Source organism: Chryseobacterium cucumeris (assembly GCF_001593385.1).
Lineage (GTDB): Bacteria > Bacteroidota > Bacteroidia > Flavobacteriales > Weeksellaceae > Chryseobacterium > Chryseobacterium cucumeris.
The window spans coordinates 1397873-1417624 of record NZ_LUVZ01000001.1 but is presented as its reverse complement, the minus strand read 5'-3'; the positions used below and the strand labels follow the sequence as shown (position 1 = coordinate 1417624).

At 33.9% G+C, this 19752-nt stretch carries 15 protein-coding genes; all 15 read left to right on the top strand.

The features are described 5' to 3' along the window. The first annotated feature begins 110 nt into the window (after nucleotides 1-110). The 15 genes from A1704_RS06235 (at nucleotide 111) to A1704_RS06165 (ending at nucleotide 19727) form a co-directional block, all read left to right on the top strand. The gene (locus A1704_RS06235; RefSeq protein ID WP_062671470.1) at nucleotides 111-671 is read left to right on the top strand and encodes a DUF417 family protein; all 561 of its coding nucleotides are present in this window, start codon (nucleotides 111-113) and stop codon (nucleotides 669-671) included. A 309-nt stretch (nucleotides 672-980) separates the two neighbouring features. Further along, nucleotides 981-1958, top strand: a complete 978-nt coding sequence (locus A1704_RS06230) for an alpha/beta hydrolase (protein WP_062671468.1) — start codon at nucleotides 981-983, stop codon at nucleotides 1956-1958. 98 nt (nucleotides 1959-2056) lie between these two features. Beyond that, on the top strand, nucleotides 2057-3034 hold the full coding sequence (locus A1704_RS06225) for an MBL fold metallo-hydrolase (protein WP_062671633.1): 978 nt from the start codon (nucleotides 2057-2059) through the stop codon (nucleotides 3032-3034). A gap of 601 nt (nucleotides 3035-3635) precedes the next feature. Continuing rightward, on the top strand, nucleotides 3636-4472 hold the full coding sequence (locus A1704_RS06220; protein WP_062671466.1) for a helix-turn-helix domain-containing protein: 837 nt from the start codon (nucleotides 3636-3638) through the stop codon (nucleotides 4470-4472). A 131-nt stretch (nucleotides 4473-4603) separates the two neighbouring features. Continuing rightward, nucleotides 4604-6019 (top strand): aldehyde dehydrogenase family protein, encoded by a 1416-nt coding sequence (locus A1704_RS06215; RefSeq protein WP_062671464.1) that lies wholly within the window; start codon nucleotides 4604-4606, stop codon nucleotides 6017-6019. 94 nt (nucleotides 6020-6113) lie between these two features. After that, nucleotides 6114-6947, top strand: coding sequence for a helix-turn-helix domain-containing protein (locus A1704_RS06210; RefSeq protein WP_065119523.1), 834 nt, complete (start codon nucleotides 6114-6116; stop codon nucleotides 6945-6947). Nucleotides 6948-7456: 509 nt separating this feature from the next. Further along, nucleotides 7457-8539, top strand: coding sequence for a Gfo/Idh/MocA family protein (locus A1704_RS06205; protein WP_062671462.1), 1083 nt, complete (start codon nucleotides 7457-7459; stop codon nucleotides 8537-8539). Nucleotides 8540-8542: 3 nt separating this feature from the next. Continuing rightward, complete coding sequence (locus tag A1704_RS06200) at nucleotides 8543-9487, top strand: NADP-dependent oxidoreductase (protein ID WP_062671459.1); 945 nt, start codon at nucleotides 8543-8545, stop codon at nucleotides 9485-9487. A 54-nt stretch (nucleotides 9488-9541) separates the two neighbouring features. Further along, nucleotides 9542-9988, top strand: a complete 447-nt coding sequence (locus tag A1704_RS06195; protein ID WP_062671456.1) for a nuclear transport factor 2 family protein — start codon at nucleotides 9542-9544, stop codon at nucleotides 9986-9988. A gap of 44 nt (nucleotides 9989-10032) precedes the next feature. After that, entirely contained in the window at nucleotides 10033-11037 is a 1005-nt protein-coding gene (locus A1704_RS06190; RefSeq protein ID WP_062671454.1) for a zinc-dependent alcohol dehydrogenase family protein, read from the top strand. Between the two features lie 400 nt (nucleotides 11038-11437). Next, complete coding sequence (locus A1704_RS06185; RefSeq protein WP_062671452.1) at nucleotides 11438-11737, top strand: tautomerase family protein; 300 nt, start codon at nucleotides 11438-11440, stop codon at nucleotides 11735-11737. A 243-nt stretch (nucleotides 11738-11980) separates the two neighbouring features. After that, entirely contained in the window at nucleotides 11981-15505 is a 3525-nt protein-coding gene (locus A1704_RS06180; protein WP_131797477.1) for a BamA/TamA family outer membrane protein, read from the top strand. Nucleotides 15506-15589: 84 nt separating this feature from the next. Continuing rightward, nucleotides 15590-15901 carry a hypothetical protein gene (locus A1704_RS06175; protein WP_062671449.1) on the top strand — a complete coding sequence of 104 codons (312 nt, stop codon included), beginning with the start codon at nucleotides 15590-15592 and terminating at the stop codon, nucleotides 15899-15901. A gap of 317 nt (nucleotides 15902-16218) precedes the next feature. After that, on the top strand, nucleotides 16219-18480 hold the full coding sequence (ccoN, locus tag A1704_RS06170) for a cytochrome-c oxidase, cbb3-type subunit I (protein ID WP_062671447.1): 2262 nt from the start codon (nucleotides 16219-16221) through the stop codon (nucleotides 18478-18480). A gap of 356 nt (nucleotides 18481-18836) precedes the next feature. Then, nucleotides 18837-19727 (top strand): AraC family transcriptional regulator, encoded by an 891-nt coding sequence (locus tag A1704_RS06165; RefSeq protein WP_062671444.1) that lies wholly within the window; start codon nucleotides 18837-18839, stop codon nucleotides 19725-19727. Nucleotides 19728-19752 lie beyond the last annotated feature (25 nt).

Below are 19752 nucleotides of genomic sequence, written 5' to 3'. Positions count from 1 at the left end.
TTTGACGCTATATTTATTTCTGTTTAAAGACTATTAATTATATAGATAATTACAAATAAAAAATATGAATATAGGGTTGGGTATTAGAAAAAACTAAAAGAAGATCTATTATGAAAAAACTATTGCAAATTATTTCAGACAGCCAACTACACCTAATTAATTTTCTAAGAATTACAATTTTTATTGTTATGACATGGATAGGTGGATTGAAAGCTTTTCATTATGAAGCGGAAGGAATAGTTCCTTTTGTAGCGAATAGTCCAGTAATGAGTTTTTTTTACAATAATTCTGGGGAATATAAAAATTATCAGAATAAAGAAGGAGAAGTTATAGAATACAATGTTCAATGGAATCAAATAAATGGTACTTACACATTTTCTTTTGCTCTTGGAATAATGATTGTGATAATAGGTTTGCTAACATTATTAGGAGTATGGTTTCCTAAAGTTGGATTCTTAAGCGGAATTCTCATATTCTGTATGTCCCAGGTGACTCTTTCATTTCTTATAACCACTCCTGAAGCTTACGTACCAAACATTGGTAGTGAACAATATGGTTTTCCTTATTTAGCAGGGAAAGGAAGGCTGGTTATTAAAGATATTATAATGTTAGCTGGTGGTTTGATCATAGCTTCAGATTCCGCAAGGAAACTTTTAATTAATAGTCAATAGATTTCTATGTGAACATACCAAGTATGTTATGTTAGTTAAGAATTCGGCAAAACTTAAAAGAGGAATAGCTTCGATATTTTTTAGATACATATATAAAGAAATATGGAGGGTTGATTGCATTTAGAAACAACATAGATCATGTTTTTGAAGTATAACTCATTTTTTGGAAAAATTGTTAACAGATAAGGAAAAATAGACTACCATAGAAATCAATAACTTTTGCAATTTTGTTAAGGCCAGCATTATAAATGTATAACGAAATTAAACCTATAGTGTTGTTTTTTTACAAACGAATTAAAAGTTAATATTATGAATACTCTTATAGACTTTGCTACTGATCCTCATCTTGATAAAGATGTCAGAGCTTTTTTAGTAAAATTAAACAGTGGAGGAACTCCATTGGAAAAATTAGAACCTAAAGCTGCTAAACAAGTTTTGGTAGATGCACAGGCCTCTGTTAAAGTAGATCTTTCCGGGATTGAAGTTTCCGAGAAAACCATTACACAGGACGGCCATACGGTAAGTTTGAATATTGTACGCCCTAAAGGAGTCACAGATAAATTGCCAGTATTTATCTTTATTCACGGCGGAGGCTGGATTTTGGGTGATTTTCCTACGCACGAGCGAATGGTTCGTGACCTGGTTGTTTTGACAGGTTTCTCAGGAGTATTTGTGAACTACACACGAACGCCCGAAGCGCAGTATCCTGTTGCGATTAATGAGATTTATGCAGCCACAAAATGGGTTTCAGAACATGGAGATGAAATCAATGTAGATGGAAAAAATCTGGCAGTAGTTGGAAATAGTGTAGGAGGTAATATGACTGCAGTGACCGCTTTAATGGCTAAGGAAAAGAAAGGACCAGAGATTAAGGGCTTAGTAATGATGTGGCCGATAGTGGCCGCAGATTTTGAAACTGAATCGTATCAGAAATTTGGAAAGGATCGTTTTTTAAGTACCTCTTTAATGAAATGGATGTATGATTTTTACATTCCAGATCCATCCAAGAGGAAAGATATCCATGCCTCTCCACTACAGGCTACTACCGAACAGTTAAGCGGTTTACCGCCGAGCTTAATCATTGTAGCGGAAAATGATGTTTTACGAGATGAAGGAGAAGCTTTTGGGCGTAAGCTTAACGAGGCAGGTGTTCAGGTTACTACAACGCGTTACAACGGTATGATTCACGATTTTGGTTTATTGAATGCTCTTGCAACACTTCCGGCCACTCGCGCTGCTTTTGAACAATCAGCAGGACAATTGAAACAATTCCTCGGGAAAAAATAAAATACCTATGTATTAAAATTTTGTGAAATAATATTAAGGATGTGATAGAAAATGTAGTGTCTTATCATATAATAAACATAACTATAAAACTATTAATTATGGAAAATAATTTAAGCCGTCGAAGATTTCTAGAAGCTGCGGGTATATTGACTGCAGGTCTAGTATTTTTACCTCACACATTGCTTTCATCAGTAAAAGAAGAGGTAATTATACCAAATTTACAGGAAAGTCCTGTACTTACTATCATGAGAGCAGCTGCAACAGCAAAAATTACCCCTACAAAGCTGAGAGGAAATGTTACTGTTTTAGAAGGATCAGGTGGAAATATAGTAATGTTATCCGGTCCTGAAGGAATTCTACTGGTAGATGCTGGTATTGGTGTTTCTAAAGCAAATATTAAAACTGCATTAAGGGCTATTAGCTCCAAGCCACTAAAGTATCTCGTAAATACCCATTGGCATTTTGATCATGCAGATGGAAACTTATGGATTAAAGAAGAAGGGGCAGTTATTATTGCACACGAAAATACCCGCAAACATTTATCTAAAACCACTCGTGTAGATGATTGGGATTATACATTCCCTCCCGCTCCTGCTGGCGCTATCCCTTCCAATACATTTAAAGAAAGTAAAATTTTAGCTTTTAATGGTGAAAAAATACAAATGAAAAAATATCAGCCATCTCATACGGATGGAGATATTTCTGTGTATTTTCCGAAGGCGGATATTTTAGTTGTTGCTGACACATGGTGGAACGGTCATTATCCTTTTATAGATTATAATACAGGTGGAAGTATATCAGGAATGATTAGTGTAGCAAAAGAAAATATAGCCAGAATCACGGATAAAACTATAATTGTTCCTGGACATGGACCTATTGGCAATAAGCAACAAATGATAGAGTATAAAGATATGCTTGTAGATATTCATCGAAAAGTATCAACACTGAAAGGCCAGGGTAAGACCTTAAAAGAAATTGTAGCATCTAAGCCAACAGCTGATTATGATGCGAAATGGGGAGGCTTTGTAATAAATGGTGATACTTTCACGTATCTGGTTTATAGGGGAATCGCATAAGAAGTCGGTTTTTAGAATCAAATTTCAAATCGGAGTGTTTATTATAGTAAAATAACAAAACAAACGATTTTATCAACCTGATAAATAGTAAGGTAATATTCTAAACTACATAAAAATATTTAGTTAGGTAAGCAAATATTTATAAATATTGGTTTTAAAGTTGATCAGTAGTTTTGATCAAAGTTAACGAGACTGTCTCAAATGCGATTTGTACTGTGGAAGTATTAAAATCAGTTCTGAGACCGTCTCGATTTTTTTACCGAATGCCGCTTGAATTTTCCCTCTAGTATTCGTATTAATTTTTCTTATATATAATATTAACGATTAGTTTTAGGGGTTAACTAAATTATACAAAAAGTACAATTTTATATCAAAATTCTACCATTAAAATCAAACTTAGTATATGTAATTTTATATAATTATTAAACCAAGTGAAAAATAAAAGGATAGTATGATTTAGATTTAATAATTGATTCTAATTGTAGAACTTCAATTTTGGAGAAAATTTAGTACGTATTTCCCGTCAGGAATCTTCACTATCATTTTACGTTAAGTAATTAGAATTATTTGGATTAAGAGTGTTTAACATATACAAATAATCATGGATAATAGAATCACCATAAATAACATCTTAAAATTAAGTGAATTAGACTCCCTTAATACATCGTTAATTTTTAACACAGATATAAGTGAGTTATCTGTTATTTGGAATATAGGAAATGAAATGTATGTTCATATTGATAATGTATGTTATGAAATTTCAAAAAATTCAATCTTCTTTCTAAACACATCCCATTCTATTGAAAATATTAAAGTTTCTTCCGCAAAAATGTTAAGGTTTAGTAAAACACTGCTTTGCAGCTATTCTAAAGACAATGAAATGGATTTGAATAATTTATTTGGTTTATTTGAAAAAGAAGTGAAAATTATATCAATGACTGCTGAGCAGTTAATTTATTTAGAGAATTCATGGAATTTTTTACACAATGAAATCTCTTTACAAGACCGACTTCAAAACGACATAGTTTCACTTCTTCTTAAAAGAATTATAAATCTGTGTGCACAGGCGGCAGGATTGACAGGGAATAAAAAAGAGCTGTTTGAGATTGTTAGTTCATTTAATTATCTTGTTGAGAACCATTTTTGTGAGCATCATGATGTTGCATTTTATGCATCTAAGCTTAACAAATCTCCGAAAATGCTTTCTACTATATTCTCGACTGCAATCGGCTGTCCGCCAAAAGATTTTATTCACGAAAGAATTATGGTAGATGCAAGAAATCAAATTCTTTATACTGATAAAAGTATAAAAGAAATTTCGTATGATTTAGGATATGACGATTTACAAACTTTTAGTAGATTTTTTAAAAGTAAGGAAGGTATTGCTCCTTTGCACTACCGTGAAAAAGTCAAAATGTCAGTTGCACGTCAAATATAGTTTGCTCTTGTTTAAGTAACTATATTAAGTAAATCATTGTTGATCTCCTGAGACAATAAAATTGAACTTTTAGGGCAATTATAAATTTATAAATCGGCATACTTTTGTACACAATAAAGCTATTCAATAATATGAAAATAATAGATAAAATTTATATCAATGGATTGTTTGTAAAGCCTCATGGCAAACAAGTTCAGGATCTTTATAATCCTGATAGTGGAGAAAAGATTGGAATGGTTCATTTAGGTGATGAGGTCGATGCTAACCTGGCAATCGACGCCGCAAAAAAAGCTTTTGAATCATTTTCAAAATCAACCCTTCAGGAGCGTGCAGAAATTTTAGAGCGACTATATGATGTTCTGGTAGCTAATGAAAAGGAACTAAATGAAGCTGCAGTACAAGAATATGGATCTCCAATATCTGCTACTAAAGGCAGAACCCAATATGCAGCGCAGATCTTTCTAGATACTAAAGCTGCGATGGAAAATTTTGAATTTGAAAAACAGCTTGAATTTGCAACTATAATCAATGAACCGCTAGGTGTTATAGCGGCTATCACTCCCTGGAATGCTAACTATACACATATATGTGGGAAAGTGGCGCCAGCTATTGCTGCAGGATGTACAATTGTTATTAAGCCTAGTGAATTAAGTGCTATACAGACAGAGATACTTGCACGCTGCTTTGATCAAGCCGGAGTTCCAAAAGGAGTGATCAATATTGTTAATGGAACAGGACCCGAAGTTGGGACTGTTTTAAACTCTCATCCGGATGTTGCAGTTGTTACATTTACGGGATCAACTCAAGTAGGCCGGTTAATTTCTAGTACGGCGGCACAAACAATGAAAAGAGTGACCCTAGAGCTAGGAGGGAAGTCACCTAATATAATACTTGAGGATGCTGATCTTGATAAAGCAATTCCCTTAGCATTATTAATAGGTTTCAGCAATAGTGGTCAGGCCTGTCATGCTGGTACTAGAATACTTGTACCTGAAGGTAAATTGGAACAGGTTAAGGATCTCATTAAAGAAGGCATGAAAAATATTAAGATTGGTGATCTTTGGAATACACAATCTTATATTGGTCCTTTGGTAAGCAAAAAACAGTATGATACAGTGCAGCGTTACATACAATCAGGGATAGATGAGGGTGCACAAGTACTTGTCGGCGGTTTGGGACATCCGGAAGGATTTAAAGGTTTTTATGTTAAACCTACAGTTTTTGTGAATGTGAATCAGGATATGATTATTGCTAATGAAGAGATTTTTGGTCCTGTACTTTCTGTTATAACTTACACCACTGAAGAGGAGGCTGTAAAGATTGCTAACAGTACTATATACGGTTTGTCAGCTTATATTAGCTCACAGGATATTGAAAAAGCGAAAGAAATAGCACGACAAATTGTTTCAGGTCGGGTTTTGATTAATACGGCTGTTAATAGAGAAGCTCAATCTCCATTTGGTGGTTTTAAACAGTCTGGTATCGGACGAACCTCTTGGACTTATGGTATAGAGGAATATGTTGAACCTAAAGTGATAGCTTTATAAAACATAACGGTATATTTTTTAGAAAAATAGATACAATATGTAGCTATGTGATTTAATTGTTAGGTGAAAGGTTTATAAAATTTAAAAGATAAAAATGATACATACCAATATTCAGGATTCTTGCTACGTTATGGAAAGTTTATCAAATGAGCAGTTCATAGCTGATCACATTTTTTTATATCAACAGTCCGGTTCACTTATTATCAATGATGCAGACAAAGAATATATTTTGAACACTGGTGATTTCGGTCTGTTGAGAAAAAATTGTTTGGCTAAGTGTACTACAATACCTACAGAAAAGGGCGATTATAAAACAATCACACTTGTGCTTGATCAACCCTTTTTAAAAGAGTTCATTAAAGAGTTTAGATATACAGAAGAGTTGGAAGGAATTGAAGATTCCGTAGTAAAAATTAACTCTAGCCCTTTGCTGATAAATTATATTAATTCACTACCACCATATTTTAACCTTGAAGGTAATGAAAATCAGGTACTGCTGAGTTTGAAGATGAAAGAAGCTGTTTTATTATTAATTAAGACGGATCCTAATCTTAAAAATATATTATTTCATTTTGGCAAACCTGGGAAAATAGATCTGGAAGCTTTTATGAATCGTAACTTTCAGTTTAATGTACCGCTAGAACGTTTCAGCTATATGAGCGGACGAAGTATAGCAACTTTCAAAAGAGATTTTAAAAAGGTGTTTAAAGTTTCGCCGGGTAGGTGGTTGTTACAAAAAAGACTTGAGCAGGCTCACTATCTAATTACAAAAAAAGGGAAGAAGCCATCCGAAATATATTTGGAAGTAGGATTTGAAGATATCTCTCATTTTTCTCGATCCTTTAGGGAAAAATTTGGAGCAGCACCTGTTAAATATTTGCAGGAAAATGTTGAGAAAATGATAAAATTTAATAGTAGGAAAGCATAAATTAAAAGCAAAAAAATGCTATCTGTGTTGATATTTCTGAAGCTCTACATTAAAGTGTTTCGTAACTAGAAGATGTTTTCAAAGAATGAAAAATACCTGCTTAAAAAGATAGTCTCATTTTCATAAGTTACAAAAAGACTTTAAAGGCCGTTAATCACTAAAGGTAAGGCATGTTGATAAATTTAATATAAATTAATGAGGCGAACATTAATTTATAAATGTCTTACAATTAATGTATTATCTGGATTGTGTGTTAAATTATATTTAAAACTGTGAAAGATATTGTATTCATGAATGTTTTTAAATATACTTTAAATTTTAACAACATATATGTAGCAAAGATGAAAGTTAGTTCAATACCTTAATCTGTGTTTTACAGTTCAAACGAAATAAGAATAGTTAGTTATTTACAGACCTTTAATAAAAAGCATTTTTAATGCTTTGAGGCTAACAGTTATGGTAATCCTTGGTGTATAACATACCAATTACTAATTAATAAAAAAAATAGAATGAATAAAATTAAAGTTGGAATCGTAGGTGCGAATCCAGAAAGAGGATGGGCCTCCATGGCACATATACCGGCATTAAAAGCATTGCCCGGTTATGAAATTACAGCATTATCAAGCAGAAATAGTGAAACTGTGGATCTTTTAAAAAAAGCTTACGAGGTTGAGAATATTTATGGATCCACTAAAGAGTTGGTTAATAGTGATGATGTAGAAATGGTATTGGTTGCGGTCAGAGTTCCGTTGCATAATGAAATTATTCGTGAGGTTGTTTCTGGTGGTAAAAATGTATTCAGCGAATGGCCTTTGGGTAAAAACTTACAAGAAACTGAAGAGCTTGCTTTTCTCGCTAGGGAAAATAATGTAAAAGGATACATTGGTTTACAATCTAGATCTGTACCTGCAATTCGTTTTATACGAGATTATATTAATCAGGGGCATCTCGGAGAAGTCTTGTCTACAAGTATGATTGGTTCAGGTATTATTTATGGTGAGTATACTCCTATGGCTAATGATTATACAGTTGATCCCGAAAATGGTGCTGGAATGATTAATGTAACATTTGGTAATGCCGTAGATGCTATGTGTTTTGTTTTAGGTGAATTCTCGGAACTAAATGCAACAACAGCGACACGTAGAAAAACTACAACTATTGTAGAGAACGGGCAAGAAATACCATTCAAAATAGCAGACCAAGTAGTTGTAAGTGGTATCCTTGAAGGTGGAGCTGTAGCAAGTGTTCATTTCAGAGGGGGGATGCTTTCCGGGACCAATTTCTTTTGGGAAATCAATGGAACCAAAGGAGATATTCAAATTATTGCTGATGGGGGAAGTCTTGCAGTATTTGAACCTCGTATCATGATGAGTACTGGTGAAAATGGTACTATGGAAATTGTTGAGGTACCAGAAGAATATAATTTAGTTGCTGACTATGGACTAGATTATATCCCATCGAGTGTAGGACAAAACTATACACTTTTACAATCCGGAAACGCTCCTACTTTTGAAGACGCTGTTATACGCCATAGAATGATTAGCGCTATCGAAAAATCAGCATTACAAGGAACTCGTGAATCTTATCTGTAAATCATGAAAGCAATGATTTTAAAAGAGCAAGGGGGGATTAGTAACTTTTCTCTTGAAAATGCTCCAGTACCTGAATTATTGCCAGGCGAGGTTCTTGTACAGACAAAAGCAATAAGTATTAATCCTGCCGATGCAATTGTTCGTGAGAACAAGAGTGTACATTGGATATTTAATGGGGAGAGTCCGATGATCTTAGGTTGGGATCTTTCTGGAGTGGTAATAGAAGTAGGTGCCGATGTAAAGGATTTTAAAGTTGGTGATGAGGTCTTCGGGGTGATTAAGCACCCGGGACATGGAAAGGCTTACGCGGAATATGTTGCTGCTCCGGCTAATCACCTGGCTCTTAAACCAAAGAATATTTCTCATATTCAGGCAGCGGCAAGTACATTGGCAATACTTACAGTTCTACAACCCATGCGCATGGTTGGTGTAAAAGAAGGTAGCCGTATTCTTATCACAGCAGCTGGAGGTGGTGTTGGACATTTTGCGGTGCAATTGGCGAAATACTATGGCGCATACGTTATTGCTCTTGCATCAGCATCTAAGAAAGAATTTGTGATGGGAATTGGTGCAGATGAGTTCATAGACTACCAGAGTCAAAATTTTGAAGATCTGACAGAAAAAGTTGATCTTGCGATTGACGGTGTACGGACGGATGGACATATTTTTCGGGTATTAAATGTTATCAAGTCAGGAGGAACTTTAATTAGTTTGTGGTCTGGTATTACGAGTGAGGAAAGAGAGAGAGCTGAAGAATTAGGAGTAAATGCATTTTATAATGCAATTCAATCTTCGGGCAAGGATATGAAATTAGTTGCTCAATTGCTCGAAGAAGGTTCTGTTATTCCGCATATATCAAAAATATTTGAATTTGAACAAATTCCTGAAGCTCATAAGGAAATTGAAAGTGGGCAGACAACCGGTAAAATAGTCATAAAACTTTCATAAATGATTTGGGAATTTCTGATTAACAACTTATAAGGATACAAAATTAAAGGTAATATGATACAATCTGTAAATGGAGAAGTCAATAATGCGACATTGATTCAAAGTGTAATGTCTGCATACTGCAGACGTCTTGATCTTCAGCAATGGGAAGATTGGAGGTTTCTTATGTCTGATGATGCCACGTTTGAATTTGAAAATGTTGAAGGGCAAAGGATAGCTTACTTTAATGATCCTACTGAATTTATTAAGGTTTGCATTGACCACCTTAAAGATACAGTCACTGTCCACCATCTTCACAATAGTGAAATTTTATCTATGGATGAAGGTTCTGCTGAAGTAGTTTGGGCAATGGAAGACCGTCTCTATTTTAGTAAAACTGATAGCAGGGAGGAATCTTACTTTCATGGCTATGGCCACTACCATATTTCATTTGTAAAAAATACAGAAAAGTGGCTAATTTCAAAATTAAAGCTTAAGAGAGTAAGAATGGAACAGCAGTAATTTAAATCAAACATACATAAGAATAAAAATAAAAAAAGAATATTATGGATATTTTAAAAGATACGATGCAGGCACTTATTCTTGAGGAATTCAATAATGAATTTATAATGAAAGAAATGTCAATGCCTGTTCCGATTGAAGGTCAGGTATTAGTAGCAATTAAGGCAAGTGGCATTAATCCTCTTGATCTCAAAATAAAATCTGGTACTGCAGCACATGCAAAAACCGTTTTACCGGCTATTTTAGGAATTGATATGGCGGGTATAGTTACAGCAGTTGGTGAGAATGTAACTGACTATAAAATTGGAGATGAAGTGTATGGTATGACAGGAGGTATTGCAGGTGTTCAGGGATCATTAGCACAATTTGCAGCTGTAGATGCTGATTTATTAGCTCACAAACCTTCAAATATTAGTTTCAAAGAAGCGGCTTCCTTACCTTTGGCACTGATAACAGCTTGGGAAGGACTGGTAGATAGAGCAAAGGTTGATAGTACTAAAAAGGTTCTTATACATGGTGGAGCTGGAGGCGTAGGTCATATTGCGGTACAATTAGCAAAGTCTTTTGGTGCTACAGTTTATGCAACTGGTACTGCAGACAGCAAAAAACAGATTGAACAGTACGGGGCAGTAGCTATAGATTATGTGAAGGAAACTGTAGATGAATATGTTCAGCAATATACTGATGGAGAAGGATTTGATATTATTTTTGATACCGTTGGGGGAGCTAATCTGGATAATTCATTTTCGGCTGTACGGCAGTACACTGGACATGTTGTAAGTATTCTAGGGTGGGGCACCCACAGTTTGGCACCGTTGTCATTTAGAGGGGCAACTTACTCAGGTGTATTCACTCTTTTACCTCTTATCACCGGAAAAGGAAGAAAACATCATGGTAATATTCTTTCCGAAGCTACAAAATTAATTGAATCCGGACATATTAGAGGAAATACTCATCCAGGTTCTTTTACATTGAAAGATGTTGAGCAGACATGGAAAGAAATGAGTGATGGAATAATAAAAGGAAAAGTCGTAATAGAGATTGACTAATTGTATATATTAAAATAAATTTAAACATGGCTGGATATTTCCAGCCATGTTTTGTTATAATATTACTCTGCAAAATTAGCTGAACAAATTGAGAGATTTTGCTATACTATTTTGTATCCGACTTTTAATATAATTTATCAGAATAAGCGAATATACTGATACATTCAAATTTTAGACTAACTAACTGCGGGTCTGAGCTCACTAATTTAAAATAGCACAAAAATACTTTTTTATAACTTTTAAGTATATCTCATCAGATATTTTAATGCAGTAATTTTACTATAGTAAAGTGACTGATTAAGAGCTTGTATTAATTGTTTATATCCTATAAATCTTACAGGGAATAAGTATCAGTCATATTACAATTAAATTCTTAAATAACTTTTAAACATTTTATATTATGCCATTTGTAAATATTAAACTAGTAGATGGTGTTTTCACACCTGAGCAGAAACACGAATTAGCAGCAGCGATTACTGATGTTATGGTGAAATTTGAAGGTTCTGAAGCTTTTAGAGAAGTCGTATGGGTTCTCATTGAAGAACTCCACACAGATGGTTGGCATATAGGAGGAAGGCCATTTGAAGGACCAAGATCCCTTATGCAGACCTTGTCGAATTCGAAAGATATTTATGAATCAATAGACGGAAGTCCGACTACCAGAGCCGAATTTGCTAAGGTTATGCCTTTGAAACAGTAATGAGTTATCAATTATTTTGCAAACATGACTTTAGAGTAAGTAACTAGTAATATTCCTAAAAAATATAGTTAGTAAAATGTATGGTACTTCATCAGGGATTCTTTTGTAATTCCTGATTTTCCCTACATATTGAAGATGATCGCCGATAATAAATTTACTCTCGGATCGAAATATTTTAGTAATTATAAACAATCATCTTGGTGTTATTATTTATAAATATTATAAGACAAAAAACTAATGACCATGCGAACTCTTATATTATTACTTTGTCTTGTAGGTTATACTCTTAGTGGCCAGAAGGCAAAAAATGTTTCACATATTATTTATGCAGTTGGTAACATTGGATGTGAAAATTATAATAATGAAGTACTGAGAGAGCTCGGAAACTTGTCGAGGTCTTCCGACAGCACCACAATACTTTTTCTGGGTAATAATGTTTCCATTTCGGATTTTAACCAATCAAATGGGGAAACAAAAAAAAAGTTAGATAATCAGCTATCATATTTTAAAGGAAATAAGGGAAATATTTTTTTTATTCCGGGTCCTTTGGATTGGGCTGCAGGTGTAAAAGGCCTAGAAAAAGAACGCCATTATATTAGCGCAGGTCTTGATAAGAACGATGTATTTTTACTCAAAGATGGCTGCCCTTTAAAAAAGGTAGTTCTTGATAGGGCTACCGATCTCCTTCTGGTTGATTCTAATTGGATACTCGCTGATTGGGATAAATTGCCTAATATTAATGAGGAGTGTGAAATCAAAAGTAAAACAGCCTTTTATACTGAGATTGAGGACGAGATTGTAAAAAGTCAAAATAAAACAGTGTTGATTGCTTTATGTCATCCTCCTATGGCTGTTGGAAAATATAATAATTTTCTTTCCTTTGGAATCAGTCCGCAAGAAATCAGTAATAAATACTATAAAGATTTCAGCAATAAACTTCTTACCATAGCTCAGCGTTTCAAAAATGTTGTATTTGTGGCAGGGCATGAAACAAATCTTCAGTATATAATTGAAAGACAAATTCCCATAATTATAAGTGGAAGCATTAACCTAGAAAATAAAGCTAACAAAGGTTTGGGACTACAATTTAGTTCAGATAATCCGGGTTTTGCCAAAATTACCACCTATACTGATGAGTCAATAGAATTAGCTTTTTATAGCGTGACAAATAAATTTATCTCACCTATATTCAAAACTGAAGTGGTTGCAGCAGGTTCTCAGTCAGTAAGTGAAGAATATAATGAAAAGCATACTCCTGCTTATATTTATAAATCGGTTTATGAACCAAAAGAGCTAAAACATTCCAACCTGTATTCTTTTTTCTGGGGAAAACATTATCGTGAAGATTACATAACTCCTATAAGAGCTAAGGTGGCATTATTAGACACCTTGTATGGAGGACTTGAAGTTTTGAGAAAGGGAGGTGGGCATCAGACCAACTCTTTAAGATTAGAAGGTCGCTATGGTAATGAATTTAATTTACGAAGTGTGAAAAAGAGTTCACTACGGTTTATACAGTATTTTCTTTTTAAAACACAATATTTAGATCCCGTTTGGGGTGATACCTATTTTGTTAATTTATTAAAGGATTACTGGACTACGGCAAATCCTTTCGCACCTTTAACTATTGCTACCCTTTCAGATGCAATTGGTATTTATCATGCGAATCCTGAATTATATTATATCCCAAAACAAAAAGCCTTAGGTAATTATAATGATGAATATGGGGAAAACCTGTATTATATTGAAGAGCAAATTTCTAATAAATTAGCAGAGGTAAAAAGTTTTGGAAATCATAATAAAATTATTGGAACCTCTAAGCTTATACAAAATTTACAAAGAAAAGATAGAGCATATGTTGATCAATCACTCTATATAAGGACACGGTTATTCGATAATATACTTGGAGATTTTGACAGGCATTCAGAACAATGGAGATGGGCAGAGGATAAATATAATGACAGTACATTTATTTATAGTCCAATACCCCGTGACAGAGATCAGGCTTTCTCCGATTTCGACGGTCCAATATTTGGGCTTATCAGGGCGCTGGTTCCTTCAATGCGTTTCATGCAACGGTACAACGGAAAGTACAAACAAATACGTTGGTTTAACGATGCTGGTGATGATCTTGATAGAATGGTTCTACGTAATGATAAAGAGGAAGATTGGGTAAGGGAAGCTATATATATCAAAGAACACCTTACAAAAGATGTTGTAGAAGATGCATTAAATAAAATTCCTGAAGGTGTCAATACTAAAAAAAAAGAAGAAATAAAAAGTTCATTATTCCAAAGAATCGAAGGTATTGAGCAACATTCACGAAATTTATATAATTATCTAAAATCATTTGTAATAATTACCGGCACGGAAAAAGGTGATTGGTTTGTCATTACAAGACAACCAGATGGTGTAACAGTAATCAAAGGATATAGGATAAATGACGGAAAAAAAACAACTTTGTTCTGGGATACCGAATATAATAGCAAAGTTACAAAAGAGATATGGTTGTATGGTTTAGATAGTGAGGATATTTTTGAAGTTGTCGGGGAAGGTCAGAGTTTGATTCCTATTAAGATAATCGGTGGAAAAAATAATGACACTTATCGATTTTCGAATGCACGGAAAATACATGTTTATGATCAGAAATCGGAACCTAATACGTTCGAAACAAAAGTAAATAAATATCTTACTGACAATTATGAGATAAATAATTATGACTTTATGAAAGGACGTAGGGATGTGTATACAATATTACCATCTATAAGTTATAATCCTGATGACGGTATTACATTTGGGGGAGCTTTAAGATATATAAAAAATGATCTTGTAAGAAATCCCTTTACTGCGCAACACAATCTTTCCGCTTTTTATTACACCGCGACAGGAGGCGGAAGAATTGAATATGAAGGCGAGTTTGCGCGTGTATTAGGAAACTTAAATCTTGGCTTCAATGCAGGTTTTAGTACTGCAAATTATACTAATAATTTTTTTGGACTTGGAAATAATACTGTGAATAATTCGGATATGGAATATAACCGAGTAATTATGAGCCAGCGTTGGATTTCTCCATCATTGCTCTACAAGGGATATTATGGAAGTAAAATATATACAGCAATTAAGTATGAGTATATTGATGTTGAGAATACCCCAGGCAGGTATATTAATTTAGCAGATATAGATGCAGATTTATTTAATGGACAGGAGTTTTATAGCATAACAGCAGGATATTCCTATTCAAACTTTGATGATTTCTCGTTTCCTCAGAAAGGAGTCGGGCTAGGTGTAATTACAGGTTATAGCGTCAACTTTTCCAAAAATAAAAAATATGCATTTATTATTCCCGAACTCAGATTAACAAGCAGAGTTAATAAGAAAGGTTCCTTGGTAGTTGCTACTAAAATTAAAGCCAATTACATTTTTAATAGTGATTTTGAATTTTTTCAGGCTGTAAATTTAGGACAAAATGAAGGCTTAAGAGGTTTTAGAAACCAACGGTTTAGTGGGAAATCTTTCATATATCAGAGTACTGATTTAAGGCTTTCGCTGGGAAGTCTAAGAAACGGAATTTTACCTCTTTCGTTTGGTCTGTACGCAGGGTTTGATTATGGTAGAGTTTGGGTAGATAACGAATTTTCAAATAAGTGGCATACTTCTCAAGGAGGCGGAATATTTGTGAATGTTGCAGGATTATCAACAGCTAATGTAGCCTATTTTAATTCCAGTGATGGAGGGCGCTTAAATATTAGATTAGATTTTTCATTTTGAAAGAATAATTCCAAGTCATAATGCTTGCAACAGTTCTTTAATTGTGAAGTTATAAAAAATGTATTTTAATAAAATCATATTCCAATGAAAAAGTCATACAGCAATTTGCTTGAGGCCATAAATGACCTGAAAAAAGATGGTTATACAGAAGATTTTAACTTAAGATCAAACTGTATTGACTGTAGAAATGGTGAATTTGAAATATTTCATGATGAGTTTGAAATTGATAATTACTATAGGTTTGATGATGAAGATTCAAGTGCTGAAAACTCTTCTATACTGTATACTGTGACTTCTGAAAAATATCAATTAAAAGGAATTTTGATTAATTCATTCAGCATCTATTCTAATTCTTTAACAGATCAGATGTTGAAGAAACTTAAATTTATAAAATGACTTTTTTATATCACTTTCATGAGATTTAGATTTTATTGAAACTTCATTCTTTTTTTATTTTTTAGCGGCTTATTTATTATGTCCGTCAAATATTCCAGACTTCCTAAATCACTTAAATTTCCTGCTTTTGAAATTTCTTGAATCCCGCGTAATTATTCATTTTAAACTATATTTTCAATAATTATTACCATGCTTAAGTTTTACTGTCTTGTTAAATTTGATCTTTATTTATAAATGCTGTCCAGAATTATATGTTGTGACAAATACTGCTTGTCATAATTGATTCTTGGATTAGTTCGCTATTTAAAATATGATTTATGGAGTTACAAAAGTTTAGTTATGACAATAATATTGTTAAGGCATTTTTATATGCTACAATAATATTTGGTCTTATTGGTTTTACCTTTGGGATAACAGCAGCCTTAATGCTCTTTTATCCGGAATTACCTGAGTTTTTATTTGGAACCGATGATTCTACAATCCAAAGCTTGAGAAATGGTGGTATTCAATCGCTTATCAATACTCACGGAGCATTTGGTTTTGGAAGGATCAGAATGCTGCATACTAATACTGTTATTTTTGCATTTGTATGTAACAGTGTTTATACGGGAGTGTATTATTCTTTGCCTCGGCTTTTGAAAACACCTATGGCCAGCTCTACACTTTCCTGGATTCATTTTTGGACATGGCAGATCATGATCGTCGCAACTTTCATTACGTTCTTTATGGGGATCAATACTTCAAAAGAGTACGCCGAACATGAATGGCCGATTGATATTTTAATTACTTTTTCATGGGTAATATTTGGTGTTAACATGTTTATGACAATAGCACGAAGAAGAGTGAGACATCTCTATGTTGCCATATGGTTTTATATTGGAACCTGGATAGGATTGGCCATGTTGCATATTCTGAATAATTTGGAAATACCATTATCCTTTACCGATTGGAAATCGTATTCAATGTATGCGGGTGTAAAAGATGCACTGGTACAGTGGTGGTATGGTCATAATGCGGTTGCTTTTGTACTGACAACACCAATCTTGGGCCTAATGTATTATTTTTTACCAAAGGCGGCAGAAAGGCCGGTTTTTTCATATAAACTGTCAATCATTCATTTTTGGTCATTGATTTTTGTATATATTTGGGCCGGGCCTCACCACCTTCAGTATACTGCTTTACCAGCATGGGCTCAAGCTGTAGGGACGGGTTTTTCTATTATGCTTATTGCTCCTTCATGGGGGGGGATGTTAAATGGCCTTTTGACTTTAAGAGGAGCCTGGGATAAGGTAAGAGAAAATCCTATTTTAAAATTTTTCGTAGTTGCTGTTACATGTTATGGAATGGTAACCTTTGAGGGGCCTCTATTGGCCACCAAAAATATCAATAAGATCGGTCATTATACAGACTGGGTGATTGGACATGTTCATTTAGGCGCTTTAGGATGGAATGGATTTATGGCTTTTGGAATGATCTATTATCTGGTACCTATTATGTGGCGTACAAAAATCTGGTCCGTAAAAATAGCTAACTGGCATTTTTGGTTAGGTACACTAGGCGTTATCTTCTACGCTGTACCGATGTATATTTCGGGGTTTACGCAGGGCTTGATGTGGAAACAGTTTAATCCTGACGGAACATTAATGTGGAAAAACTGGTTAGATACTGTGACAGCCGTGATCCCATATTATAAGATGAGATTCATGGGAGGCTTTTTCTATATTTCAGGAGCTATTCTTATGGTTGTTAATGTAATTGCAACCATTAAAAACGGTACATTCCAAAAGGTAGTTCCTGCTGAAGCACCAGCATTGCCAGTGATAGGAAGGTATAGAAAGGAAGGTGAAGGAGTACATCTCTGGATTGAGCGGACTCCTTACTTATTAAGCATTTTATCTCTTATAGTATTGTCAATAGGAAGCGCAGTTGAAATTATTCCTACCTTATCTCTTAATCAGTCCGTACCAACTATTTCTGCTGTAAAGCCCTACTCACCGCTGGAACTTGAAGGAAGAGATATTTATATCCGTGAAGGCTGTAATGCGTGTCATTCTCAAATGATCAGACCATTCCGGGACGAAATTGTAAGATTTAACGGTAAAAATGGGGAGTACTCAAAAGCCGGGGAATTTGTTTATGACAGACCTTTTTTATGGGGCTCAAAAAGAACCGGACCTGATTTACATAGAGAAGGAGGTAAAAATCCAAGTTCGTGGCATTATAAACATATGTATAATCCAAGATCTACCTCGGCAGGTTCAATTATGCCAAGATATCCATGGCTTATCAGCAATGATCTGGACAGATCTAAAACAGTTGATAAAATTTTGTTTATGAAAACAGTTTATAATGTTCCCTATACAAAAACTCAGATTGACTCTGCGAATACTTGGGTCGATAATCAGGCGGCAACTATTGTAAAAGAAATTTTCTCAGAGGCTAATGATTTAAAGGAAGCTTATGCGAGAAGACCTAAAGGTGAATTAGAAAGAAAGGAGATTGTTGCATTGATCTCTTATCTTCAAAGGTTAGGAACGGATATTAAGACAACCGAAGTGAAAACAGTAAGTAACAATTAAAAAGTAATAGCTATGATTCCTCAGAATTTCAAAGATTTTTTAGCTAATTCAGAAAACACAGGTCTTTATCAAGCAATAACCCTACTTTTATTTATGATTTTTTTTATTGCATTGATCATTTTAGTACTTAGCAAATCTAAAAATTATTATAAGGAGGTATAAAATTTACCTCTTGATGAAGACGATAATTAGTAAGCATTGCTGCTTTATAAATTCTTTTTTAGAAGTGTTATTTTTATAATAGATTATATTTTGATTATTGTTAAAAAGCCTGAGATTTCAGGCTTTTTTGTTACTGTAATTTATCGTACGTTTTAGGAAAAAAATTGTTATTTTTATTGAGGAATAAAAAAAGGATGAAAGATTTGTATCCAACCTTTGATATAAATAATATGTCAACGTGCCATTCGATTAAGGAGGTTTTCAGCATTGATCAATTCTCAGATTATTTGCCGGGAAATCCCAAGACTACGACGGTTCATCGGCACTCCTTCTATCATGTAACCTATTTTATCAGCGGAGGAGGCGAGAATATTATAGATTTTAAAACGTACAAGATAATGCCTCACAGCATTTTTTTTATGAGGCCAGGACAGGTGCATAGTTGGGATTTAGATCCATCAGTTGAAGGGTATGTCATTAACTTTGCTCCAACTTTTTTTGATCAATTGCAAATCAGTTCTTCCCTGATTGATGAATTTCCTTTTTTTAATATTTTTCATGATGAGCAAAAGGTTATTTTACCTGATGATCAGAAAGATGAAATCAACAATTATTTTCAACAAATTATTGCAGAATCATTTTCCGAAATAAGCCGTAATTCTCAAATTAGTATCGCTGCTACTATTTTACAGATATGTGCCCTAGCCAGCCGGGAAATTCAAAATAAACATTATTTTACAGAAAACAACTTTAACTCATTGCTTTTTAAAAAATTCGTTGAGCAAATTGAACTTAATTTTTTGGAGTTTAAGATGCCCAAAGATTATGCAGCTTTGTTGCATATAACACCTAGCCATTTAAACTTTGTATGTAAGCAACAGGTTAATTTATCGGCGGGTGAAATAATTCGGAACAGGATAATATTGGAAGCTAAGAGACTACTAGTTAATTTTAATCTTTCTGTTTCGGCGATAGCTGAAAAGCTAAATTATCATGATTCTTCTAATTTTGTGAAATTTTTTAAGAAAGCTACGGGACATACTCCAGAGTCTTTCCGAAAGCAATACTACGGAATACAACATTAGTATTCTAAAGTTCTTACCTCCATAT